Source organism: Pseudalkalibacillus salsuginis (genome assembly GCF_021646685.1).
GTDB lineage: Bacteria > Bacillota > Bacilli > Bacillales > Fictibacillaceae > Pseudalkalibacillus > Pseudalkalibacillus salsuginis.
This window is the reverse complement of sequence record NZ_JAKJHW010000004.1, coordinates 1-21,478: the sequence shown is the minus strand read 5'-3', so window position 1 is coordinate 21,478 and position 21,478 is coordinate 1. Positions and strand designations below refer to the sequence as shown.

Here is a 21,478-nt window from a genome sequence, read left to right as displayed (position 1 = left end):
GTCCTTATTATATTACCAGATCAATCCTACAAGGGTCCCGACTGTGATTAGAGCGATCAACAATCCACTTGCAATCCCCCACATAGGGAATTCATGCCCTTTATGTCCCAGGTGCATCCAAATGTAAAGCTGGAAGAAGACCTGGACACCAGCAAGAACGATGATGAATAGAACTGCGACGGAGTTGGAAATAGCGTCACTTGCAATTGCTGCAAACGCAACAATGGTCAATAAGATCATCATGACGAACGAGACGTTATGCTGACGGCGTTCTTGCTTCAATTTAATTTTCTTTTGTAAGGACGAGTGGTGATGGACTGAGTTTGGTTGTTCGTTACTAGCCATCGATTACCCCACCTTTCCCATAAGATATACAACTGTAAAGATGAATACCCATACTACATCAACAAAGTGCCAATATAGAGCGAACAGGTAGTACTTGGGAGCATTATATAAGGTTAAACCGCGTCCACTGTTCCTGACGAGTAATGCTGTGATCCATAGACATCCAAATAATACGTGTCCTCCATGGAATCCCACAAGTGTATAGAAAGCTGATCCGAATGCCCCTGAAGTGAATGTATGTCCTTCATGCACATATTCGACGAACTCATAGATCTCCAATCCTAAGAAGGAAAGACCAAGCAACAAAGTGATGAAAAACCATCTACGCATTTGCTTGACTCTATTTTCTTTAAGGGCCAAAACAGCATATACACTCGTTAAACTACTCGTAAGTAAGATGATTGTCGCCGCGAAAACCATAGGCAACTGGAAAATTTCTGATGCCTCCGGTCCTTTTCCGAAAGAATTACGCAATCCCAGGTACGTACCGAATAATGTTGCGAAAAGTACAGTTTCTCCACCTAAAAACAACCAGAATCCTAAAAACTTGTTTTTACCTTCCAGAGTAGCTTTCTCAGGGGATTCAGGGAAGTTTTGGTCCGTTAAGCGTTCACCTACATCCATTATGCGTCAACCCCCTTATCCTCTTTCAGTAAATCTTCCTTATGAAGATGATGCCCGTGATCGTCAATCCATGATCTTAGGAACATACAGGCAAGTCCGATTCCAAGTCCAACAATGATTGCAATCAATGCTGGCGCTCCAGCAGAACTGTAATAAATGAATCCGAATCCTGCAATGAAGAAGCCTATTGACATGAACAAAGGAAGAACCGAGTTATTCGGCATATGAATATCGCCCACAGGTTCTGCAGGTGTCATTTTCTTATTTCCTGCCATTTTTTCAATCCATAATGCATCCAATCCACGTACTAAAGGAGTTTGCAGGAAGTTGTAGTGTGGTGTAGGGTTAGGAATCGCCCACTCGAGTGTACGGCCATCCCATGGATCTCCACTGACTTTCTTACCTTTAGCATGTGTAACGACAACATTGATTATGAATATGATGGTACCGACTGTCATAAAAACGGCACCGATCGTACTGATGAAGTTCAAAGAGCCTAAACCGAACTCTTCTGGGTAAGTGAAGTAACGGCGTGGCATCCCCATCAGACCCAAGAAGTGCTGCGGGAAGAATGTAAGATGGAATCCGATGAAGAACGTCCAGAAGTTCCATTTCCCGAGTGCTTCATTCAACATCAATCCAAACATTCTTGGATACCAATAATATAGTCCTGAAAATAGTCCAAGGATCAATCCACCAACAATGACGTAGTGGAAGTGGGCTACAACGAAATAGCTGTCATGATACTGATAGTCAGCAGGCGCTACAGCAAGCATGACACCAGTCACCCCACCCATCACAAAGGTTGGAATGAATCCTACTGAAAACAAATTAGCTGTAGTAAAGCGAATCTTTCCGCCCCACATTGTAAATACCCAGTTGAAGATTTTAACTCCAGTCGGGATCGCAATCGCCATTGTGGCAACAGCAAAAATGGAGTTTGCTACTGGTCCAAGTCCAACCGTGAACATATGGTGAGCCCAGACCATAAAACCTAAGAAACCGATTAATACAGTCGCAAAGACCATTGCGCTATATCCAAATAGGCGTTTTCTAGAGAATGTAGCTACAACTTCTGAAATGATACCGAATGCCGGTAAGATCAAAATATATACTTCAGGGTGCCCGAAAATCCAGAAAATGTGTTCCCAGATGATGGCATTACCGCCCATGTTCGCATCAAAGAAATTAGCTTCAAATACCCGCTCGAACATGAGAAGGAAGAGTCCGATTGTCAAAGCAGGGAATGCAAAAAGGATAAGACCAGATGTTACGAATGCTGTCCATGTGAACAATGGCATACGCATGAATGTCATTCCTGGTGCTCTCATATTGATGATCGTGACGAGGAAGTTGATTCCCCCCATCAACGTTCCCGCACCAGCAATCTGTAATCCTAATACATAGAAATCGACACCGTGGCCGGTCGATGTTGTTGATAATGGTGCATACGCTGTCCAACCAGCATCAGGGGCTCCACCTAAGAACCAGCTTAAGTTCAAAAGGATTCCACCGAAGAAGAACAGCCAAAATCCCAGTGAGTTTACAAAAGGGAAGGCTACGTCCCTGGCACCGATCTGTAATGGTACGACCGCGTTCATAAACCCAAAAATTATCGGCATGGCGGCCAGGAAGATCATAGTTGTACCGTGCATGGTAAGTACTTGATTATAGAGATTTCCTGTTAAGAATGTCATTTCAGGATTCATCAATTGTATACGGATCAATACTGCCTCTAAACCACCGACTAGGAAGAAGAATCCGCCGGATACGAGGTATAGAATTCCAATTTTCTTATGGTCGACTGTAGTCAGCCAATCCCATAGCACGCTTTTATTCGCTGCATGTGCGTTACTCACGATAGTACCTCCTTATAAAGCGATTGAAACTTTGCTTATTCAGCGGTTTCAAGTTCCATTAAGTAGTCTGCTAGTGCATCTAATTGTTCTTCATTGAAATTGAAATCCGGCATATTGTTACCAGGCTTCATTTCTTGTGGATTATTTACCCACTTTTTGATGTTCTCTTTATTGTGTTCTGCGATACCTGCTACCATATCGTTGTCAGCGAACCCAGTTAACGCCGGACCTACGTTCCCGCCTTGATCACCGACTGCATGACATTGCAGACAGTTCTGCTCGAAAATTTGCTGACCTTGAGCGACCTCAGACGGAGCGTCATCGAACTTCGTATTCTTCATACTTTCAATCCACGCATCGAACTCTTCACGCTCGACAACTTTGACTTTAAAATACATCAATGCATGTGAATCCCCACAAAGCTCAGCACAAGCACCTTGGAAAGTTCCTGTCTTTTCAGGATGAAGCCACATTTTGTTCGTCAATTTATCCCCAGGATTCGTATCCATCTTCCCAGAAATGCTCGGAATCCAGAAAGAGTGGATAACATCTGCAGAGCTTAACTCGACATTCACTCTTTCATCTACTGGCAGATAGAGTTCCTGCGCTGTTACAACCTCTTGATCAGGATACTCGAACTCCCACCAATATTGATGTCCTGTGACCTTGATGGTCATAGGTCCCTCTTCCTCAGCAGGTTCTCCACCCTCTTCAGTTGCTTGCGCACTCTTTTCGCTGACATCGAGGTCGAAAGTGGTGATGACTGTCGGCACCGCCAGTACTATTAAAAGTACGATCGGAATCGCAGTCCAAAGAACTTCAAGCAAATGGTTCCCTTCTACTTGTTCAGGGATGGAATCGTCCCCTTTACGATGTCGGAATTTCACCAATACATAACCAAAAAGAATAAAAACAACTACAAGTACGACAACCATAATAGCAAGGCTCAAGATCATCAGATCAAAAAGAGCGCTAGCACCTTTACCTTGTGGTTGAAGTGCGGATATTTGTTCATTTCCGCAACCGATTAAACCAAGCATCATAATTCCAAATAACGGAACAAGACGCCCGAGTCGTAGCCATCGTTTCATTACTACATCAAACCCCGCTTTCTTGTTGTGCTTAGAACAATTTTTTTAATATGTAACCGCTTAAGGGAAATCGATATCCCTTCAGCGATTGACGATGATCATTACAACGAACAGGATGGTCAGATAGTTCAGGGAGTACACGAACATCAGTCTTGCCCATTTGATGTCATTTTTCATAAAAAATCCGGCTATGCCAAGGGCTAGCCAACCTAACCCAAGTACAGCTGCAACAGTAAAATATACCATTCCAAAATGATATAGGTATAAACTTACCGGAAGCAACGCTGCAACATAAACCACCATCTGTCGTTTTGTCATATCGAAACCTGAAACAACAGGAAGCATTGGAATTCCTGCTTTCCGATATTCTTCACATCGCTTCATAGCTAAAGCCAAAAAATGAGGCGGCTGCCATAAAAACATAATCAAGAACAAATGCCATGCTGTCATATGCAGGTTCGGATCGACGGCTGCCCAGCCGATCAGCGGAGGTATTGCCCCTGAAATCCCACCGACTACAGTGTTGATCGAATGGGTCCGCTTCAACCACATCGTATAAACGATGACATACACAACTAGACCTATCACACCTAGAAGTGCTGCCATCAAGGAGGCAAACATCAACAACAGTGTCCCGAGAGCAGAAAGTATGATCCCTACCCAGAGTACCTGGTTTGCATCAATCTTACCTGTAACAGTTGGCCTTTCATGTGTCCTTTCCATCAAATGGTCGATATCCCGATCGATATAGTTGTTTAAACAACACCCTCCTGCAATGACGAGAGCTGCACCTAAAAGAGTCAACAACGCTGTAGGGATGTTGGCGATCAGGCTTGCTTCAGTCACCTTCAAGGCAATCCAAAAACCAGCGAATGTGGTAATGAGATTAGACATTACGATCCCCATCTTCGCAAGTGTCAAAAAATCCTTCCAAGTACCAGTAGGTTTAGCCTCAGACAATGGACCAGGCTCCATAACCCTGCTTGATGCTTCATAAGTTGTCGTATTCATTTTGCTCATGCTTCCACCTCCTTTTAAAAGCTCTAATTCCCATATCTTACATTAAAACATAAATGTAAGGAAAACACCTATACTAATTTATCAGTAAAAAGGGTTTCTGAAAATAACTTTTTGTGAATTGTCTATGCTTGTTCACATTTTCGATGATTTCATACAGACACATATGATACGATATTGTCGATTGAAATTGTCCTTTAACATTATAAACGAATTCAATAGTTTTGTATACTTGACCTTCATTACAAACAACTTCATTATCCCTTGATTTTCATGGGCGATAAACTGCCTCTCAGGATGGTTTGTGAAGAGGTGTCTTTTGCTTTAAACTTATTCATAATGATAAGGTTTACAAATCTCCCTATTATTATAGAAGAAATGTGAAGGTTATTTTGTGAAATCAAGAATCGCAAGAATCGATAGAAACCTTTTTTCTGAGAATGATCAGAAATTCGCATTACAAAAAATAGTTACTTTTTCTCAATTAATATATAGAAGGTGTCGGCAATGAATCGATTTTTAAAGCTTTATGCCATTCTCACCAGTTCAGGAATGCTTTTAGTATTATTGATGGGTGCCATTGTAACTACAACAGGCTCTGGTGAAGGCTGTGGAAACTCATGGCCGTTATGTTATGGTGAAGTACTTCCCTCTCAGCCTAAAGTAGAAACGATGATAGAATACAGCCATAGGCTCGTTTCTGCTACACTCGGACTTATGGTGGTTATTCTAGCGCTGTGGGCCTGGATCAAATTCAGAGAAGGCCGAGAGGTCAAATGGCTCGCATTCTTATCCGTATTCTTCATCGTTTTCCAAGGACTGTTAGGGGCTGCTGCTGTCGTTTGGGGCCAATCATCCTTTGTACTCGCCTTGCATTTCGGATTCTCGTTGATTTCCTTTGCAAGTGTCGTACTATTGACAATGGTCATTTACGAAAGTGAAAATGAACGAATCGTATTAAAGGTAAATAAAAGATTGAAATGGAATATTTATCTTTTATTCATTTACTTATATACACTCGTCTACACAGGAGCTTTGGTAAGGCATACTAAAGCCAGCCTGGCATGCTCAGGTTGGCCATTATGTAACGGGGAGATCATCCCGCCGACAAATGAATTGGAACTGATCCAATATACACATCGCTTCATGGCAGGTTTATTTTTCATATGGATTCTATTAAGCTATATCCAGATCAAATCTTATTATAAAGATGTGAAAGTTGTTCACAATTCATTTGTATTATTATTGATCCTGGTTTCCTTGCAAGTAACAACGGGAGCTTTGATTATCTTTACGAACTTGAACCTTTTCATCGGTCTTATGCACGGACTGTTTGTATCACTCTTATTCGCTACACTTAGCTATCTGGTTATGGTAGCATTACGGAAAACCTGACAAACCCCTAGATAAAGGGGCTGACAAATGTGTCAGCCCCTTTAGTCATATCCACTATTCAGCTAAACTAATTCGATCAATAGGTCACCTGGTTGAATCGTTGTTCCATTCGATACGTATAGATCTCCTATTTCTGCATCATAAGGAGCTTGGATTGTCGTCTCCATTTTCATCGCCTCAGTAATCATCAGATGATCACCTTTCTTGACTTTTTCACCTTTTTCAACCAGAACTTTTATCACCGTACCAGGCATTGAAGCTCCAATATGCTTTTCATTATTCTCATCAGCTTTCGGTTTCGCTATAACCTCTGCTTTTACATTCTCATCCTTCACGACGACCTCACGGGGTTGTCCATTCAGCTCAAAATAAACTGTTCTGGTCCCATCTAATTGGGGTTCACCGATAGAAATGAGTTTAACAATCAAGGTCTTTCCTTGTTCAATTTCAACTTCGACTTCTTCCCCTAATCTCATGCCGTACAAGAAAGTCGGGGTGTCGAGCACACTGATATCGCCGAACTGTTCGATCATTTGCTCCCTATCAAGATACACCTTCGGATAAAGTGCGTAAGAGATGAGATCGTGACTTGTTACCGGCCGATTCAGCTTATGATACAGCGTTTCCTCCAACTCCTTGAAATTAACCGGCTCCAATAATTCACCAGGTCTTACAGTAAGTGGTTCTCTTCCCTTCAAGATGATCTGCTGCAATTCCCTAGGGAAACCTTGATAAGGCTGTCCTAGATAGCCTTGGAACATCTCTACTACTGAATCCGGGAAGTCCAGCGATTGACCTTTCTCAAAAATATCATCTTCGGTCAAGTCATTCTGCACCATATAAAGCGCCATATCCCCGACAACCTTGGAAGATGGGGTAACTTTTACGATGTCGCCGAACAGGTCGTTCACCCTCCGGTACATGCTTTTCACTTCATCCCAGCGCTCCCCGAGTCCTACTGCCTTCGCTTGTTGTTGCAGGTTGCTGTATTGTCCACCTGGCATCTCATGATCATAGATTTCTGTATGTGGGGCGATCAAGCCGCTCTCAAATCCCTGGTAATATTTACGGATATCCTCCCAAAAATGCGAAAGTTCCTCAAGGTTTTGAATCGAAACCTTTGGCCGTCTTCCATTCCCCTCGAGAGCATAATATAAAGAGTTGGCACTTGGTTGGGATGTCATGCCTGCCATCGAACTTATAGCGACATCGACAATATCTACCCCAGCATCCACTGCTCTCGCATATGTCATGATCCCATTTCCGCTAGTATCGTGTGTATGAAGGTGGATCGGAATGTCTACTTCTTCTTTCAGGGAAGAAATCAATTCATAGGCCGCCTGCGGTTTCAATAATCCAGCCATATCCTTGATTCCTAAAATATGAGCTCCTGCCTGTTCAAGCTCTTTGGCCATTGTCACATAATAATCCAAGTTATATTTCGGCCTTCTTGAATCAAGAATATCCCCTGTGTAACAAATGGAAGCTTCTGCCACTTTACCTGTTTCCCTCACTGCATCGATTGCTACCTTCATTCCTTCAAGCCAATTCAAACTGTCAAATATACGGAATACATCGATCCCAGCAGCTGCCGATTTGTTGACAAATTCCCGAATGACATTATCCGGGTAGTTTTTGTATCCAACTGCGTTTGATGCTCTCAAAAGCATTTGGAACAACACATTCGGAGATCTTTTCCGAAGTTGGATCAATCTTTCCCACGGATCTTCATTCAAAAATCGGTAAGAAACATCGAATGTCGCACCTCCCCACATTTCCATCGAAAATAATTCTGGAACTTGTCTGGAGGTCGGTTCTGCGATTTGCAGCAAGTCATGTGTCCTAACCCTGGTAGCAAGCAAGGACTGATGAGCATCTCTGAAAGTGGTGTCAGTCAAGAGGACTTCCTCTCGTGATTTGATCCATTCCGTCAATCCTTCTACACCCTGCTGGTCTAAAATTTGCTTCGTTCCGTCCGGCATTGGTTTCGTATAGTTCACATAAGGAACCCTTGGTTTATTGAATGCTGGTTTCTTTTGGACACCAAGACCGGGAAAGCCATTGATAGTGACATTTGCGATATAAGACAGCATTTTCGTACCACGGTCTTTCTTTTTCGGGAACACGAACAATTCTGGAGTCGAATCGATGAACGAGGTGTTGTATTCAGCTGACACGAATTTTTCGTGTTTGATGACATTCTCCAAGAATGAAATGTTCGTCTTTATTCCCCTGATCCGGAACTCCCTCAAGTTCCGGACCATTTTAGATGCTGCCTGTTCAAAGGATAAGGCCCAAGTAGATAGTTTAACCAGCAATGAATCATAATGAGGGGTGATTTCAGCACCTTGGAACCCGTTTCCAGCATCCAACCGTACACCGAATCCTCCACCGGTCCGGTATGCCATGATTTTTCCTGTATCCGGCATGAAATTGTTAGCAGGATCTTCGGTTGTCACTCGGCACTGTATCGCCACACCATGACAGTGAATTTTGCCTTGTTCTGGAATACCAAGCGGTTTCTCGTGCAGCTGATAGCCTTCCGCAATCATGATTTGTGATTGGACAATATCGATACCAGTCACCAATTCCGTTATCGTATGCTCAACCTGAACCCGCGGATTCACTTCAATGAAATAAAAGGACCCATCTTCAGATACAAGGAATTCTACTGTCCCAGCATTTACATAATCTATATTTTTCATCAATTTTACAGCAGCTTCACAAATTTCATTGCGTTTTTCCTCTGTCAATGAAACACTCGGTGCAACCTCTACGACCTTCTGATGTCTCCTTTGGACAGAACAATCGCGATCATACAAATGAAGGACATTCCCATGATGATCAGCAAGGATTTGGACTTCTATATGTTTAGGATTCTCCACAAATTTCTCGACATAGATTTCATCTTTTCCAAAAGCGGCTTTCGCTTCAGACTTGGCACGGTCATATGCATCCGCTAAAGATGCCATGTTCCGGACGATCCGCATCCCTCTTCCCCCACCGCCAAGGGTTGCTTTAATGATGATCGGAAAATCATGTTCTTTGGCAAAACTTCGTACATCATCAAGTGTTTCAACAGGACCGTCACTTCCAGGAATGACTGGAATATCAGCATTGATCGCTTGTTCTCTCGCTTTAACTTTATCTCCGAACATATCCAGATGCTCAGTAGATGGTCCAATGAAGATGATCCCCTCATCCACACACCTTTTTGCAAAATGAGTGTTTTCTGAAAGGAATCCATAACCAGGGTGAATAGCATCAACGCCGTACCGCTTAGCGACTTCAATGATCCCTTCGATATCGAGATATGCATCAATTGGCTTCTTACCTTCTCCGATCAAATAGGCTTCATCCGCCTTATATCGATGGAAGGATCCAGAATCTTCCTTAGAGTAGACGGCGACTGTACGGATATCCAGTTCTGTACAAGCTCGAAAAATCCGAATTGCGATTTCACCACGGTTTGCGACAAGGATTTTGTTGATCTTTTGCATATTGATATTCCTCCTTTATTGTGATAAACGTTGCTGTGAAACGACTTTCAACTTCGTACGTTGCTGTGATATAGGGTTAGACTGATCAGCTGGAGGGGTTTTCTGCTTACGATATTTGACAAACATCGATATATTCACAAGTATACCCATACTAATCATCAGTAAGATAAGTGAAGAACCTCCATAACTGATGAAAGGTAATGTCACACCAGTCAATGGGAGAGTCCCCGAAGCAGCACCTAAATTAACGATCGTCTGGATTCCGATCATACCGGAAATCCCGATTGCCAAAAGACTACCGAACGCATCTTTACAATGCAAACCAACATAGATCCCTTTGAAAACGATGAACATGATCATCAAAATGATAGCCAGTACACCGATAAAACCTAGTTCTTCTGCAATGATGGCGATAATGAAGTCTGTATGCGGGTGGGGCAGAAAACCATATTTTTGGATACTTTGTCCCAGTCCTTTACCAAATAAGCCTCCAGTCCCTAAAGCGAGATAACCATTGATCAGTTGCATGCCATCTCCTGAAGGATCATCAAATGGACGATAGGCTGCAGCAAATCGAGATACTTGTTCTGTTGTCAGTAAGAATTTATAAGCTATGAAACCAAGGAATCCTATTCCACCGACCATCATCGATAAGTGGGTCCATTTCATCCCGGAGCATAAAATCAGTACTCCTGCAGTCATCGCTATGACTAACATACCTCCAAGATCAGGTTGTATGAAGACGAGCGAACAAACGAGAGATAAAATGATCAATGGTGGCACAACACCTGTTTTGAAATCTGATATGTAGTCCTGTTTCTTGGAGAAGACGGAGGCCAAGTAAATGATGATCCCGATTTTAGCATACTCGGCAGGTTGGATACTGAATCCACCTACTGAGAACCAGGCTTTCGCACCATTCACCTCGGTGCCGATGAATTTTACCAATATCAAAGTTCCCAACATCCCAAGAGTGATTGGAACGATCAATTTCTGGTATATTTTATAAGGTAAGATCATGAATGCAAAGAAGGTGACAGCCCCTATCAGAACCCAGACAAGATGTTTTTTGAAAAAAAAGTCGCTTGATTCATGATACTGAGTAACTGCCACGATCATACTGGAACTGTACACCATCACGAGGCCGATTGTACATAAAGCCAGTACAACCGTAATCATTGTATAATCATAATGTTTAAACATTTTTTTGAACATGATGGTCAACCCTCACATTAAATTATCATATAAACAAAAATATTCGAGTAAAAAAACTTTTTTCCTTCCATAAGTACGAATAATTCCTAGATTTGTCTAAGTCTTGTTATAAAAATCCACAAGCTTTCCAAGACGATATATCCGTCAGATTTTCGGTTTCTAATTTTAAAAGGAAGAAGATTTCCAATTGCGATCCATAAATTGATGAAGGCAAACAGAGTCATCGCATTTCCAAAAAGCGAGTTATCCGAACCGTAAAATCCCAAAAGCCAACCAGCTGTAACTGCATTGACCAATGGCCCGTTCAGAGTGATTAAAAAGCGATTGAAAGACGTTGTTTCATCGATCTGACCAGAAAAGGTATGCGCACCGATAAAGTAAAACAAACGACATTCCAACTTCAATAACCGATTGTTGATATGTAAAATAGGGGGCCCGATCCCTACCCTTATCTGGGTTTCCTTGATCCCTGTTAGCCGCGCGGTAAGATGATGGCCAAGTTCATGTAGAAACGTAGCTAATGGAAATAACACAAAGATCACTAGCAGGATCATCCCAATTTCCTCCTTCATCTCTCCCTCCCATCGTATCATATCGAATGCACATCTGTTTTCGTTAATGTGAATTTTTATCAATGTTTCCTAGTTGTCATAGACTAAGTAAAAAACTCAAACCATCAATTGATAGTTTGAGCTTCATATATAGGACATGAACTTTGGCTTCATTTAGACCAAGCATCGTGTAAAGCTGTCAATTGGCGTTCAAGTGATTCAAGCAACGCCTTCCCCTGCTCAGCTTCAATCAAATCCAAACGTACTGCAAAATCTATCTCTCTTGAAAGTCCGAACATTTGAGTATCAAGGACTTCCTCATAGAGAGGGCATTGCGGCATCGTTAAGTTTTCCATTTGAACTTCAATCAATTTAAGGATTTTCTCTGCATCTGCTTGAAGCAAGGCAAATGCTTTTTCACGATGACCGGTAACCATCTCAGTCGACAAATCAAATCCCTCCGTTCCAAGTGCCTCTCTCTATTATCAATACTATCGTCTTAGCGCTGAAATTGCAACACAAATCAACGTGCAGCCTTTTAAAATATACTTAAATCATAACGCTGTGAAAGCATTTCCAGCAATTTCACTCCACCGATACTATTCCCTTTTTCGTTGAGTGAAGGGCCATATACACCTATTCCCAGTGATGGAGGCACCAGACTCAGAATTGCCCCGGATACCCCGCTTTTCGATGGAATCCCGACTTGGATGGCAAATTCACCTGAAGCATTGTACATGCCACAGGTCACCATGAACGTTTTGACAATGGTGGCTATCCGCTCGGGCAGTATCTTTCTTTTCGTTTTTGGATCAGTACCTTTGTTTGCCAAAATCATTCCGATCCGTGCCAAGTCATAACAAGTCACTTGAATGGCGCACTGCTTAGTATACAACTCGATCAATTCCTCGACATCTCCTTCTACGATTCCATGCTGTTTCATAAAGTAACATAGTGACCGGTTGAGATGAGCTGTCTCAAATTCTGATTTTGCCACCTCAAGGTCGATATCGATACTTGAATTATTTGTCATATCATGGACTAAGGCTAATAACCGACCAAGCTTTTCATGTATGGAAGTACCCGAAATCATATTCGACACGACTAAGGCTCCAGCATTGATCATAGGATTTAATGGCTTTGCCGGTATTTGCGTTTCAAGCTTCGCTATCGAGTTGAATGGATCTCCCGTCGGTTCCATCCCAACTTTCTGAAATACTTCATTTTCTCCCCTGTCCATGATTGCGAGTGCTAGCGCTAACACTTTCGACACACTTTGGAGGGTGAATTTTTTTTCCACATCCCCTGCCTTAAGACATTTACCATCTGTGTAATAGAGTGCCAACGATAAATCATTTTGCTCCGCTCTTTCTAATGCAGGAATATAACTGGCCACTTTTCCTTGATCCGTATACTTCCTGGCACGTTCAACTAGTTCCAACAGTTCCTCATCGGTTTCACAATCCATAGGATCGACACCTCCAAAATCGCTACAACGTTGTCTATTGTAATTGTTTATTTATATTAGTAGTACTATACCCTAATGTGACAAAACGAAGATAGAACGTTATACTTATTACTGTATTTTTTTAAAGGAGTGAGCATGATGGAATCCATTGTAATGATTGAAGGAAGTGTCGTATATCCTATCACCCTGGACCCTGGTGTATGGATTTTTGATGATAGAAAAGTTGATTTGAGTACATATTTTGATGAAGAAATAACTGAACCTGAAGATGTGTATACAAAAGAAGCTGCACAGCTTTGGGATCGTGAACGGAGAGAGGGTGCCAAAATACCCACTCATACCAACGAGAACAAGATTCAATTCAATAAAGAAGAATTGTTCACGAAATCCTATGGGATTCCGTTAAATCCTTTCCTTGAAAATGCAAAACCTGATAATGCGAAAACCATTGAATTACAAACGTCCACTGGAGAGGTGGTGTCCATCTCGATTGATGATGCTAAAAATGGGATCCTTGGATTTTCTCTTAATGGGAAACCTCTTGGAGATGGGCCAGTTCATTTCTACTATGGTGATGGTTCAAACAAAAACGAACCAATCCGGTACATCAACCGGATCATCGTAAGATAAACCAATTTGAGCAAACGGCTTGTATCTATATGGATACAGGCTTTTTTTTGCTAATGACAACCCTTAATTAACCTATGTCCATTTGAATAAAGATAGAAGAATATACGAACAATAAGCGTAACTTGAGTTATATGAAAGGATGAACAACGTTGCGGAAACTTCCTTATTTCTTGGTTACGCTATGTATACTGTTAATTTCCTGTCAGAATAATAATAATGATCAGAGCTTTGGGAATGATTCAAAGCCTATCGAAGTTAAACAAAGTGTGGAATACACTAATGATGAAAGAAAAAGCTCCCGACATATTTCTAAACGTCTTGTAGATATTGCGACCAGGGTACCTGATGTAAAGGATGCGACCGCTGTAGTCCTGGGAAAATATGCAGTGGTAGGAATCGATGTAGATGATCACATCGATCGATCAAGAGTAGGTTCGATCAAATACAGTGTTGCTGAAGCGTTACAACATGATCCATATGGAGCAAATGCTGTCATTACAGCCGACCCTGATCTTTATGCCCGCTTGCAAGAAATGGGCAGACAAATCAGTGCTGGAAAACCGGTTGGGGGGATTTTCGAGGAACTAGCCGCGATCACCGGCCGCCTTATGCCAGAAATGCCTGGCCAACACAACAAGAGGGAGCCGGACCCATTAAGGAAAAATGATAAGAGTATTCCAAAGGACGAAGAGAAAAACCTGCAAAAACAACAACAGAAACAAGGTAAAAGCACACCTAGCGACCCAAATAAAATCAAAGAAACCCGTTAACTAAAAAAGGGCTGTCCCAAATAGTGTCAGACACTTATGGGGCAGCCGCTTTTCTTTCTGATCTCTTAAGAATTGCCGGATAAGCGAAATATAAAACGTTTTTATCGAACTGTTCCGCTATTTGTGAAACCAAGAAAAGATTCTAAAAATTAGTGGTCATCTATTTTTGTAAAACTGGTGTTTTTAAAGAATCCACTAGAATTGATCGATCGCAATCCCCAAGATGTATCACGAATTTCCCTCAAAGTAACTTTTTCCGCTTAGATTTTACAGTACCCCATTATAAGAGTTTTCAGTTGCTTTTCAATGCAGTCATTACCTGCTTGTCAAGCCTGGCTGCAGCCTGAGCGTCATAGGTCTTTTCATACTGTGGAGGCTGGGTTATTTTCGCTCCGTAAAACATAGCGTCTCTAATTTCAGAAATATGGACTTTTATTTTTGCGAGCTTGATGGGCACAGAATCCATACGCTCTTGCAAAACCTGAGCTGTCCCGTTGATGACAGAGGTTGTTTCATCTTCAATCAAAGTAATCGAAATATGTTCATTCTCTTTGATGTTCGCGACCGCTTGCGAACGTGAGTCAACAGCAAAAACGATTGTTTCGGCATCAAGGGCATGTACCCAGGAGATAGCATTTACATATGGCGTTTGCTCAACAGGATCGACGGTATTCACCACTACATAGCATTCTTTCTGCAATAGACGAAACTGCGTTTCATTCAATGATGATAAACTTTTCGTTGTCATTATTACCAGCTCCTTTAATCAAACGGTTCCTTATTTTAAAATTAAACAGTATTCAAAGTTTCGTTCATCATGGGAACGAAACGTTTTTTTCCTCGGAATGCCGCTTTGGCTCCTCATGAACCAATGTTCCAACCAAATTGTAGAATGATCTCGTATTATATATAATACCTTCTACAAGGAAAGATTGAATCCCTTCTCCGGTTTAGTTTATACGTTTGGAAATCATTCATGATATACTTGTCTTAGAAAGAGGTGGACAATATGCGTGTCAAATGTGTTTTATGTGATAAAATCGAAAAAATTGAAGACCAGAGCCCTCTAGCTAAAAAACTAAGAAATAGGCCCATTCACACATACATGTGTCAGCCTTGTCATTCAAGGATAAAAGTACGAACAGAAGAGCGTAAGACTTCAGGAAATTTTGTAACTTATCGGAATTCCTCAAAGGAAGAATCGTGGTAACCGGTCAGTTATATTTAGGTTCAGATTCGATGGCTTCATATAATGCGTCAATTAGTTCAATCGGAAACTGCTTTTTATAATCTTTCCCATCGATTTTAAAGTGAATGTGATAAAAGGGAGGCTTCTTTTCGATCTGAAGATCAGCGACCTGATGGTCATCCCTCAGCATTTCTTCAAAAAAATCCAGTGTATCCTTTGCGGCTTGATCGTCTTTCCTTTCATCAGAAACCTTTTTGATCGTAAGCCAATTGTACAGAGCATCTTGTAAATTCATCATCTACCTCCGATTAATAAATTAGGTTATATGAAAACGCAAACGGCCCTGTTCAGCCACGACGGGCACTGGAAGTCCGACGAGGAGGCTGACGCCGCCGCAGGAGGACTGAAGCATCGCTTCATTGATACAAAATTTTAATACTTTCTTATTTTTCTAAAAAGGGGCTGACTTAAAATCAAGTCAGCCCCTTTTTCTTATTGTTGTTCACTTTGCTCTTCTTTTTTGGATTGATGCAATCTTACCTTATAGATGATCAAAATCGCAGCTGCCACCATCAGCCCTTCTGTCACAGGGAGAAAAACAGCAAAAAAAGTCAGAATCGTACAGCCGAGTCCAAGGAAAACATAAACTACCACTGCTTTCAATAACGGTAATTTCCTTGAAAATCCCAACTTGAAGACGATGATGGATAAAAGAAGAACGGTCAGGTACAAAAACCACATACCCACTTCAGGATTCGTATCGACGTTATATAGCTTTGCAAAAAACTGAAGGCGTTCGTTGATATCGACTTCCAATGGTACCGTCTCCCTTTTTCATTAAGAATTCTGCTGTGTCAGTTTATTCTTCTTCTCTATACGTTCACGTTCATTCTTATCAAGGATTTTCTTACGCAAACGAATGGATTCAGGGGTAACTTCACAATACTCATTATCGTTCAAATATTCAAGAGCTTCTTCAAGTGTCATTACACGCGCCTTTTTCATTGAAACGGTATTATCTTTACCCGCTGAACGCATATTGGTCAGCTGCTTCACTTTTGTCAGATTGACCGTGATGTCATTTTCACGGTTGTGTTCCCCGACAATCATCCCTTCATAAATGTCAGTTCCAGGTTCCACAAAAATCGTTCCGCGGTCTTCAACATTAATGATCCCATATTGAGATACTTTTCCAGATTCCATGGAAACAAGAACACCTTCTCGACGTCCTCCGATTTTCGCCTGGACATATGGCTGATAACTGTCAAAAGAATGATTCAGGATGCCATATCCGCGAGTCAAAGTTAAGAATTCCGTGGTGTAGCCGATCAAGCCACGTGCAGGTACTAGGAACTCAAGTCTTACTTGGCCGTTACCATGGTTGACCATATTGACCATCTCACCCTTTCGTTCACCGAGGGATTCCATGATCGCTCCTGTATGTTCTTCTGGAACATCGATCTGTACACGCTCGATCGGCTCACATTTTTGGCCGTCGATTTCACGGATGATGACCTCAGGTTTAGAAACCTGTAACTCATATCCTTCTCTTCGCATGTTTTCAATCAAGATTGATAAATGCAGTTCCCCACGTCCGGAAACCGTCCACACATCTGGAGAATCTGTGTTTTCTACACGTAAACTCACATCTGTCTCTAATTGCTGGTTCAAACGTTCCTCGATCTTTCGGCTCGTCAAATATTTCCCTTCACGTCCTGCAAACGGACTATTATTTACAAGGAAAGTCATTTGTATAGTCGGTTCATCTATACGAAGGATTGGCAGCGGGTCCTGGTTGTTTTCAGGGCAGACCGTTTCACCTACGTTTATTTCTTCCATACCCGATACCGCAATCAGGTCCCCTGAACGTGCTTCTTTAATTTCTACACGTTTCAATCCAAGGAAACCGAAAAGCTTTGTGACCCGGAACTTTTTCACAGATCCATCCAACTTCATCAAAGCAACACTTTGGCCGACTTTGATCGTGCCTCTGAATACCCTTCCGATACCAATACGGCCAAGATAATCATTGTAGTCCAACAATGCTACTTGGAATTGGAGCGGCTCATTGCTGTTATCCACAGGAGCAGGGATATGTTCTAAAATGGATTCAAAAATGGCCGTCATATCTTCATCCTGGTTTTCAGGATCTATGCTTGCTGTTCCATTCAAAGCCGAAGCATAGACGACTGGGAATTCCAACTGATCATCGTCAGCACCAAGTTCGATGAATAGATCCAGCACTTCATCTACTACTTCAACCGGACGGGCAAATGGTCGGTCAATTTTATTGACGACCACGACCGGAGTCAATTTTTGTTCAAGTGCCTTTTTCAATACGAAACGGGTTTGTGGCATGCATCCCTCATAAGCATCGACGAGCAGCAACACACCATCTACCATTTTCATGATACGTTCCACTTCTCCACCGAAGTCAGCATGTCCTGGTGTATCCATGATATTGATCCGCTTTTCTTTGTAATTGATCGCTGTATTTTTAGCCAAAATCGTAATTCCACGTTCTTTTTCCAGATCATTAGAATCCATTGCACGTTCACTGACCTGTTCGTTATCTCTGAACGTTCCGGATTGGTGGAGCATCTGGTCGACTAATGTCGTTTTCCCGTGGTCTACGTGGGCAATAATCGCAATATTGCGTAGTTCTTCTCGAAGATTCACTTCAATCTCTCCTTAATATATGTGCTCAAAATGTGACCGATCAAACTGGATAACCGATCATCTAGATGATGGCTTTTTGAACATACTCTTAATGGTATAAACCTAATAAATTTTCAACTTTCCTATTATAACACAAAATTTAAACTTTTTCTTTCTATCATTTTTCGATACACTATTTCTAGGAGGTAGACCATGAATAAACAATCCATCATTTTTATTTTAATTTCGATTCTAGTTACGTTTAATATCGCTTTAATTGGTGTAGCTATCGGTGAGCAGAGCATTCTACTTGCTGTCATCGCTCTTACTGCTACTTTTATCCTTATGGGAGCTGGTTTTAAACTCAAGAAGAAATTTAGAGAGGAAAACCAAAGGAACCATTGAATGCTGAGCAAAATGCAAAACAGGGAATGCCTTTCTTCGTGAACCTAACGACTCTCGATTCCGATTGAAGGATTCCCTGATTATTTTTTCATAAAGGTCTTACAAGTTTTATATATCTTTTTCCAGAAGGCAAAGTATCTGTCCCGATTTGTTCAAATCGACAAGCTGCAAGGAACTGAAGCCAACCGATTTGCGTAAAAGGACAACCGGCATAAACGATTTTGAAGTGCTCCTTTTGAAGTTTTCCGCTTAATAACTGGATGATTTGTCTACCGTACCCATCCCCTCTAAATAGGGGATCTACCATCACCATGCCGATCCAGGGCCTCTTGTTGGAAGGTGCATGAAGAATATGATAACTGAGCCCTTTGGTCGACCCATTGTCCTCCCAAACCAACCAGTCACCTTTGTATCTATCATATAATGACATCCAGACCCCGATTCTTTGAGGACCGATCTCTTCCTTCAGCATACCTTCTTCTTTTATCCACTCTGAAGAATGCTTAAACCATTCTGAAATAAGTCCGAGATCATCTATTGTCAAATTCCGTTCAATCATCGGATAAATATTCTTCTAAAATCTGTTGATGGAGCCCTGCTTTACCAGCAAATATGGAGTTTCTGCCGAGCATGTCCAGTGGATCTCCATCCAGGTTGGTTACACGCCCACCAACTTCTTCAATTAACACTTTTCCTGCGGCAAAATCCCATGGTGATAAGCGCATCGTAATGTAAGCGTCCAGTCGGCCTGAAGCAACGAAAGCAAGTTCAATAGCTGCCGACCCGTAGGAGCGTGTACCGCGACAACGATCGACGACTGGAACCAATCGTGCTGGATCGATTCGCTCGTTCCTTGTGATCCAAGTCGCATTGATCGCGATGATGGATTTTTCAATTGGTACGCCTTCTAGTTCAGGTAACTTAACATCATTCAAAAAAGCACCTTTTCCTTTTACAGCATGGAACATTTCATCGTAGATCACATTATAGATGACGCCTACCATTCCAACACCTTCATGGTAAACACCAATGGAGATGGCGAAATTCGTTTGCTGATGGACAAAGTTCATCGTTCCGTCAATAGGGTCGATGATCCATACGGTGCCTTCTAAAGAAGTTACTTCCTCTCCTATACCTTCTTCTCCGAGTATTTGATGCTCCGGATAGGATTCCTTGATTTTATTGATCAAATATTCTTCAACTTCACGATCCATGTTCGTTACCAGGTCATCAGCATTTGATTTTGTTTCGATGGTCAATTCTTTCTCAAATGATTCGCGGATGACATCTCCGGCTTCGTGTGCCCATGTAACGGCTTGATTGCGAATTTCATCCCAATTGTTCGCCACAACGTCACTCCTTTCAAAATGGTGCTTATTATGTATGTGGATAAACCACTAGGTACCCTTTTTCAGAGGAAAGTATTCATCTCTCTATGCCTCCATAAAAAACGAACCCTGCAAGTAAAAGGTTCGTTCTATCTGTTTACAATTATTATGCCTCTAATTGTAACATTTCTTGTCTTAATCGTTCTAATTTTTTCTTTGATCTTTTGATTTGTTCAGTATTTTTTGCTACGAGTGCCTCGTGTAGAGTTGCCAATTCATAATCGATTTCGAGTCGAAGAACTGGGATTCGACGCTCAGCTTCCGTCAATTTTAGCGTTTGAATCACTTGTTTCATGGTAACTCACACTCCTTTTCTTTTAACTTTTTACACTTCAAAGCTCGCTTTTATCATACTATTCAGAAATTTCAACCTACAACCCCGGTATTCTATAGCCTCCCACTCCTGTAACGTATATATTGCCTTACTCTGTTTAACATTTTGATACACAGTCTTCGTATGGTACACTCATTTTATATACTCAACGAGGTGAATCACGTGAATTTCAATGGTTTTACAGAACAAGATTTTAACGTTTTCAAAATCCAGGGGCTCGATGCAAGGATGGAGGCTATCCAGAATCAAATTCGTCCAAAGCTTGAAAAACTTGGTGAGCATTTTGCGCCGACACTGTCAGCAGCTACAGGTGATGAAATGTTTTATCATACGGCAAAACATGCTAGAAGAACAGTGAATCCTCCGGATGATACCTGGGTTGCTTTTGCAAACAGTAAACGTGGTTATAAAAAACTTCCACACTTTCAAATCGGGTTATTTGAGGATCATCTCTTCGTCTGGTTTGCAGTGATTTATGAATCTCCAGTGAAAAAAGATTTTGCTCGTATATTAACTGAACATCAGGATGAGGTACTGAAACAGATTCCTAAGGACTACGTCTGGTCAGTGGATCATACGAAACCTGAAGCGATTCCTCATTCTGAGGTGGATCATGAAAAGTTTTCTAAAATGACAACCCGTTTGAAAGACATCAAAAAAGCGGAATTATTATGCGGGATCCACATTCCGAAAAATGACGAAATCTTGCAGGATGGAAAAGCATTGCTTGCAAAAATGGATCAGACATTCCATACATTAACCACTCTATACAACTATGCAAGTAAGGTCCATGCATCTGAATAATCCATTAAAGTTAATGTATTATATTACAGGTTTAAATTGAACGTATAGGTATTTATCATTAGATTTCTCAATTTTTTGCTAGTGTAATAATAAATAGTTGAAAACCTTTGTACTCGTAAAGAAAAATGAGCTGGCTTGGTATTATCCCCTTCAGGTAGACAGGAAAAAAAGAGAGCATTTGATATGATGTTCTTAAGAGTCTACCTGGGAGGGGATTTTCTATGGCTAAAAAGGG

General features: G+C 41.5%; 23 protein-coding genes. 6 read left to right on the top strand and 17 right to left on the bottom strand.

Going from position 1 to position 21,478, the window contains the following annotated elements:
• Positions 1-12: 12 nt before the first annotated feature.
• The 5 genes from L1611_RS11940 to cyoE form a co-directional block, all read right to left on the bottom strand.
• Positions 13-345 (bottom strand): cytochrome C oxidase subunit IV family protein, encoded by a 333-nt coding sequence (locus L1611_RS11940; RefSeq protein WP_236313347.1) that lies wholly within the window; start codon positions 343-345, stop codon positions 13-15.
• 3 nt (positions 346-348) lie between these two features.
• A complete protein-coding gene (locus tag L1611_RS11935) occupies positions 349-969 on the bottom strand; it encodes a cytochrome c oxidase subunit 3 (protein WP_225065441.1) in 621 nt (206 codons plus the stop codon).
• Complete coding sequence (gene ctaD, locus L1611_RS11930; protein WP_236313345.1) at positions 969-2,828, bottom strand: cytochrome c oxidase subunit I; 1,860 nt, start codon at positions 2,826-2,828, stop codon at positions 969-971. Before ctaD ends, L1611_RS11935 begins: the two co-directional genes overlap by 1 nt.
• 35 nt (positions 2,829-2,863) lie before the next feature.
• Positions 2,864-3,919 (bottom strand): cytochrome c oxidase subunit II, encoded by a 1,056-nt coding sequence (coxB, locus tag L1611_RS11925; RefSeq protein ID WP_236313339.1) that lies wholly within the window; start codon positions 3,917-3,919, stop codon positions 2,864-2,866.
• A gap of 81 nt (positions 3,920-4,000) precedes the next feature.
• Positions 4,001-4,939 carry a heme o synthase gene (gene cyoE / locus L1611_RS11920; protein WP_407681729.1) on the bottom strand — a complete coding sequence of 313 codons (939 nt, stop codon included), beginning with the start codon at positions 4,937-4,939 and terminating at the stop codon, positions 4,001-4,003.
• Between the two features lie 504 nt (positions 4,940-5,443).
• Between cyoE and L1611_RS11915 the strand changes: the two genes are divergently transcribed.
• Positions 5,444-6,331: a COX15/CtaA family protein gene (locus L1611_RS11915; protein WP_236313337.1), complete on the top strand. Its 888-nt coding sequence runs from the start codon at positions 5,444-5,446 to the stop codon at positions 6,329-6,331.
• A 62-nt stretch (positions 6,332-6,393) separates the two neighbouring features.
• Here L1611_RS11915 and pyc read toward each other — a convergent pair whose 3' ends face one another.
• The 5 genes from pyc to glsA form a co-directional block, all read right to left on the bottom strand.
• The gene (gene pyc / locus L1611_RS11910) at positions 6,394-9,831 is read right to left on the bottom strand and encodes a pyruvate carboxylase (protein WP_236313334.1); all 3,438 of its coding nucleotides are present in this window, start codon (positions 9,829-9,831) and stop codon (positions 6,394-6,396) included.
• Positions 9,832-9,846: 15 nt separating this feature from the next.
• A complete protein-coding gene (ftsW, locus tag L1611_RS11905) occupies positions 9,847-11,046 on the bottom strand; it encodes a putative lipid II flippase FtsW (protein ID WP_236313324.1) in 1,200 nt (399 codons plus the stop codon).
• Between the two features lie 86 nt (positions 11,047-11,132).
• Positions 11,133-11,618, bottom strand: coding sequence for a site-2 protease family protein (locus L1611_RS11900; protein WP_236313323.1), 486 nt, complete (start codon positions 11,616-11,618; stop codon positions 11,133-11,135).
• A 149-nt stretch (positions 11,619-11,767) separates the two neighbouring features.
• Positions 11,768-12,034, bottom strand: coding sequence for an Fpa/YlaN family protein (locus tag L1611_RS11895; RefSeq protein ID WP_407681733.1), 267 nt, complete (start codon positions 12,032-12,034; stop codon positions 11,768-11,770).
• 101 nt (positions 12,035-12,135) lie between these two features.
• Positions 12,136-13,065, bottom strand: coding sequence for a glutaminase A (gene glsA / locus L1611_RS11890; protein WP_236313321.1), 930 nt, complete (start codon positions 13,063-13,065; stop codon positions 12,136-12,138).
• 138 nt (positions 13,066-13,203) lie between these two features.
• Between glsA and L1611_RS11885 the strand changes: the two genes are divergently transcribed.
• Both L1611_RS11885 and L1611_RS11880 read left to right on the top strand, forming a co-directional pair.
• The gene (locus tag L1611_RS11885) at positions 13,204-13,695 is read left to right on the top strand and encodes a peptidyl-prolyl cis-trans isomerase (protein WP_236313319.1); all 492 of its coding nucleotides are present in this window, start codon (positions 13,204-13,206) and stop codon (positions 13,693-13,695) included.
• Between the two features lie 149 nt (positions 13,696-13,844).
• On the top strand, positions 13,845-14,465 hold the full coding sequence (locus L1611_RS11880; RefSeq protein WP_236313318.1) for a YhcN/YlaJ family sporulation lipoprotein: 621 nt from the start codon (positions 13,845-13,847) through the stop codon (positions 14,463-14,465).
• A gap of 292 nt (positions 14,466-14,757) precedes the next feature.
• Here the strand turns inward: L1611_RS11880 and L1611_RS11875 are convergent, their stop codons facing one another.
• Complete coding sequence (locus L1611_RS11875; RefSeq protein WP_236313315.1) at positions 14,758-15,213, bottom strand: pyridoxamine 5'-phosphate oxidase family protein; 456 nt, start codon at positions 15,211-15,213, stop codon at positions 14,758-14,760.
• 261 nt (positions 15,214-15,474) lie between these two features.
• On the opposite strand from L1611_RS11875, the gene L1611_RS11870 reads away from it, so the two are divergent.
• Entirely contained in the window at positions 15,475-15,675 is a 201-nt protein-coding gene (locus tag L1611_RS11870; protein ID WP_225065429.1) for a YlaI family protein, read from the top strand.
• A gap of 4 nt (positions 15,676-15,679) precedes the next feature.
• Here L1611_RS11870 and L1611_RS11865 read toward each other — a convergent pair whose 3' ends face one another.
• From L1611_RS11865 to typA, 3 genes are all read right to left on the bottom strand, one after another.
• Complete coding sequence (locus tag L1611_RS11865) at positions 15,680-15,949, bottom strand: hypothetical protein (protein WP_236313312.1); 270 nt, start codon at positions 15,947-15,949, stop codon at positions 15,680-15,682.
• A 197-nt stretch (positions 15,950-16,146) separates the two neighbouring features.
• Positions 16,147-16,470, bottom strand: a complete 324-nt coding sequence (locus L1611_RS11860; RefSeq protein ID WP_236313311.1) for a YlaH-like family protein — start codon at positions 16,468-16,470, stop codon at positions 16,147-16,149.
• Positions 16,471-16,491: 21 nt separating this feature from the next.
• Positions 16,492-18,333 (bottom strand): translational GTPase TypA, encoded by a 1,842-nt coding sequence (gene typA / locus L1611_RS11855; RefSeq protein ID WP_236313310.1) that lies wholly within the window; start codon positions 18,331-18,333, stop codon positions 16,492-16,494.
• Positions 18,334-18,525: 192 nt separating this feature from the next.
• Between typA and L1611_RS11850 the strand changes: the two genes are divergently transcribed.
• Positions 18,526-18,717 carry a DUF5325 family protein gene (locus tag L1611_RS11850; protein WP_236313307.1) on the top strand — a complete coding sequence of 64 codons (192 nt, stop codon included), beginning with the start codon at positions 18,526-18,528 and terminating at the stop codon, positions 18,715-18,717.
• Positions 18,718-18,805: 88 nt separating this feature from the next.
• On the opposite strand, the gene L1611_RS11845 is transcribed toward L1611_RS11850, so the two are convergent.
• From L1611_RS11845 to L1611_RS11835, 3 genes are all read right to left on the bottom strand, one after another.
• Positions 18,806-19,276: a GNAT family N-acetyltransferase gene (locus L1611_RS11845; RefSeq protein ID WP_236313306.1), complete on the bottom strand. Its 471-nt coding sequence runs from the start codon at positions 19,274-19,276 to the stop codon at positions 18,806-18,808.
• Positions 19,269-20,066, bottom strand: coding sequence for an inositol monophosphatase family protein (locus L1611_RS11840; RefSeq protein WP_236313305.1), 798 nt, complete (start codon positions 20,064-20,066; stop codon positions 19,269-19,271). Before L1611_RS11840 ends, L1611_RS11845 begins: the two co-directional genes overlap by 8 nt.
• Positions 20,067-20,211: 145 nt before the next feature.
• Entirely contained in the window at positions 20,212-20,400 is a 189-nt protein-coding gene (locus L1611_RS11835) for a hypothetical protein (protein WP_221563994.1), read from the bottom strand.
• A gap of 201 nt (positions 20,401-20,601) precedes the next feature.
• Between L1611_RS11835 and L1611_RS11830 the strand changes: the two genes are divergently transcribed.
• Positions 20,602-21,243 (top strand): YktB family protein, encoded by a 642-nt coding sequence (locus L1611_RS11830; protein ID WP_236313304.1) that lies wholly within the window; start codon positions 20,602-20,604, stop codon positions 21,241-21,243.
• Positions 21,244-21,478: the final 235 nt, after the last annotated feature.

Excerpts from the sequence above, each read along its gene's own strand:
- L1611_RS11940 (WP_236313347.1), bottom strand. The coding sequence starts at position 345 with ATGGCTAGTAACGAACAACCAAACTCAGTCCATCACCACTCGTCCTTA.
- L1611_RS11935 (WP_225065441.1), bottom strand. The coding sequence starts at position 969 with ATGGATGTAGGTGAACGCTTAACGGACCAAAACTTCCCTGAATCCCCT.
- coxB (WP_236313339.1), bottom strand. The coding sequence starts at position 3,919 with ATGAAACGATGGCTACGACTCGGGCGTCTTGTTCCGTTATTTGGAATT.
- cyoE (WP_407681729.1), bottom strand. The coding sequence starts at position 4,939 with ATGAGCAAAATGAATACGACAACTTATGAAGCATCAAGCAGGGTTATG.
- L1611_RS11915 (WP_236313337.1), top strand. The coding sequence starts at position 5,444 with ATGAATCGATTTTTAAAGCTTTATGCCATTCTCACCAGTTCAGGAATG.
- pyc (WP_236313334.1), bottom strand. The coding sequence starts at position 9,831 with ATGCAAAAGATCAACAAAATCCTTGTCGCAAACCGTGGTGAAATCGCA.
- ftsW (WP_236313324.1), bottom strand. The coding sequence starts at position 11,046 with ATGTTCAAAAAAATGTTTAAACATTATGATTATACAATGATTACGGTT.
- L1611_RS11900 (WP_236313323.1), bottom strand. The coding sequence starts at position 11,618 with ATGAAGGAGGAAATTGGGATGATCCTGCTAGTGATCTTTGTGTTATTT.
- L1611_RS11895 (WP_407681733.1), bottom strand. The coding sequence starts at position 12,034 with ATGGTTACCGGTCATCGTGAAAAAGCATTTGCCTTGCTTCAAGCAGAT.
- glsA (WP_236313321.1), bottom strand. The coding sequence starts at position 13,065 with ATGGATTGTGAAACCGATGAGGAACTGTTGGAACTAGTTGAACGTGCC.
- L1611_RS11885 (WP_236313319.1), top strand. The coding sequence starts at position 13,204 with ATGGAATCCATTGTAATGATTGAAGGAAGTGTCGTATATCCTATCACC.
- L1611_RS11875 (WP_236313315.1), bottom strand. The coding sequence starts at position 15,213 with ATGACAACGAAAAGTTTATCATCATTGAATGAAACGCAGTTTCGTCTA.
- L1611_RS11870 (WP_225065429.1), top strand. The coding sequence starts at position 15,475 with ATGCGTGTCAAATGTGTTTTATGTGATAAAATCGAAAAAATTGAAGAC.
- L1611_RS11865 (WP_236313312.1), bottom strand. The coding sequence starts at position 15,949 with ATGAATTTACAAGATGCTCTGTACAATTGGCTTACGATCAAAAAGGTT.
- L1611_RS11850 (WP_236313307.1), top strand. The coding sequence starts at position 18,526 with ATGAATAAACAATCCATCATTTTTATTTTAATTTCGATTCTAGTTACG.
- L1611_RS11845 (WP_236313306.1), bottom strand. The coding sequence starts at position 19,276 with ATGATTGAACGGAATTTGACAATAGATGATCTCGGACTTATTTCAGAA.
- L1611_RS11835 (WP_221563994.1), bottom strand. The coding sequence starts at position 20,400 with ATGAAACAAGTGATTCAAACGCTAAAATTGACGGAAGCTGAGCGTCGA.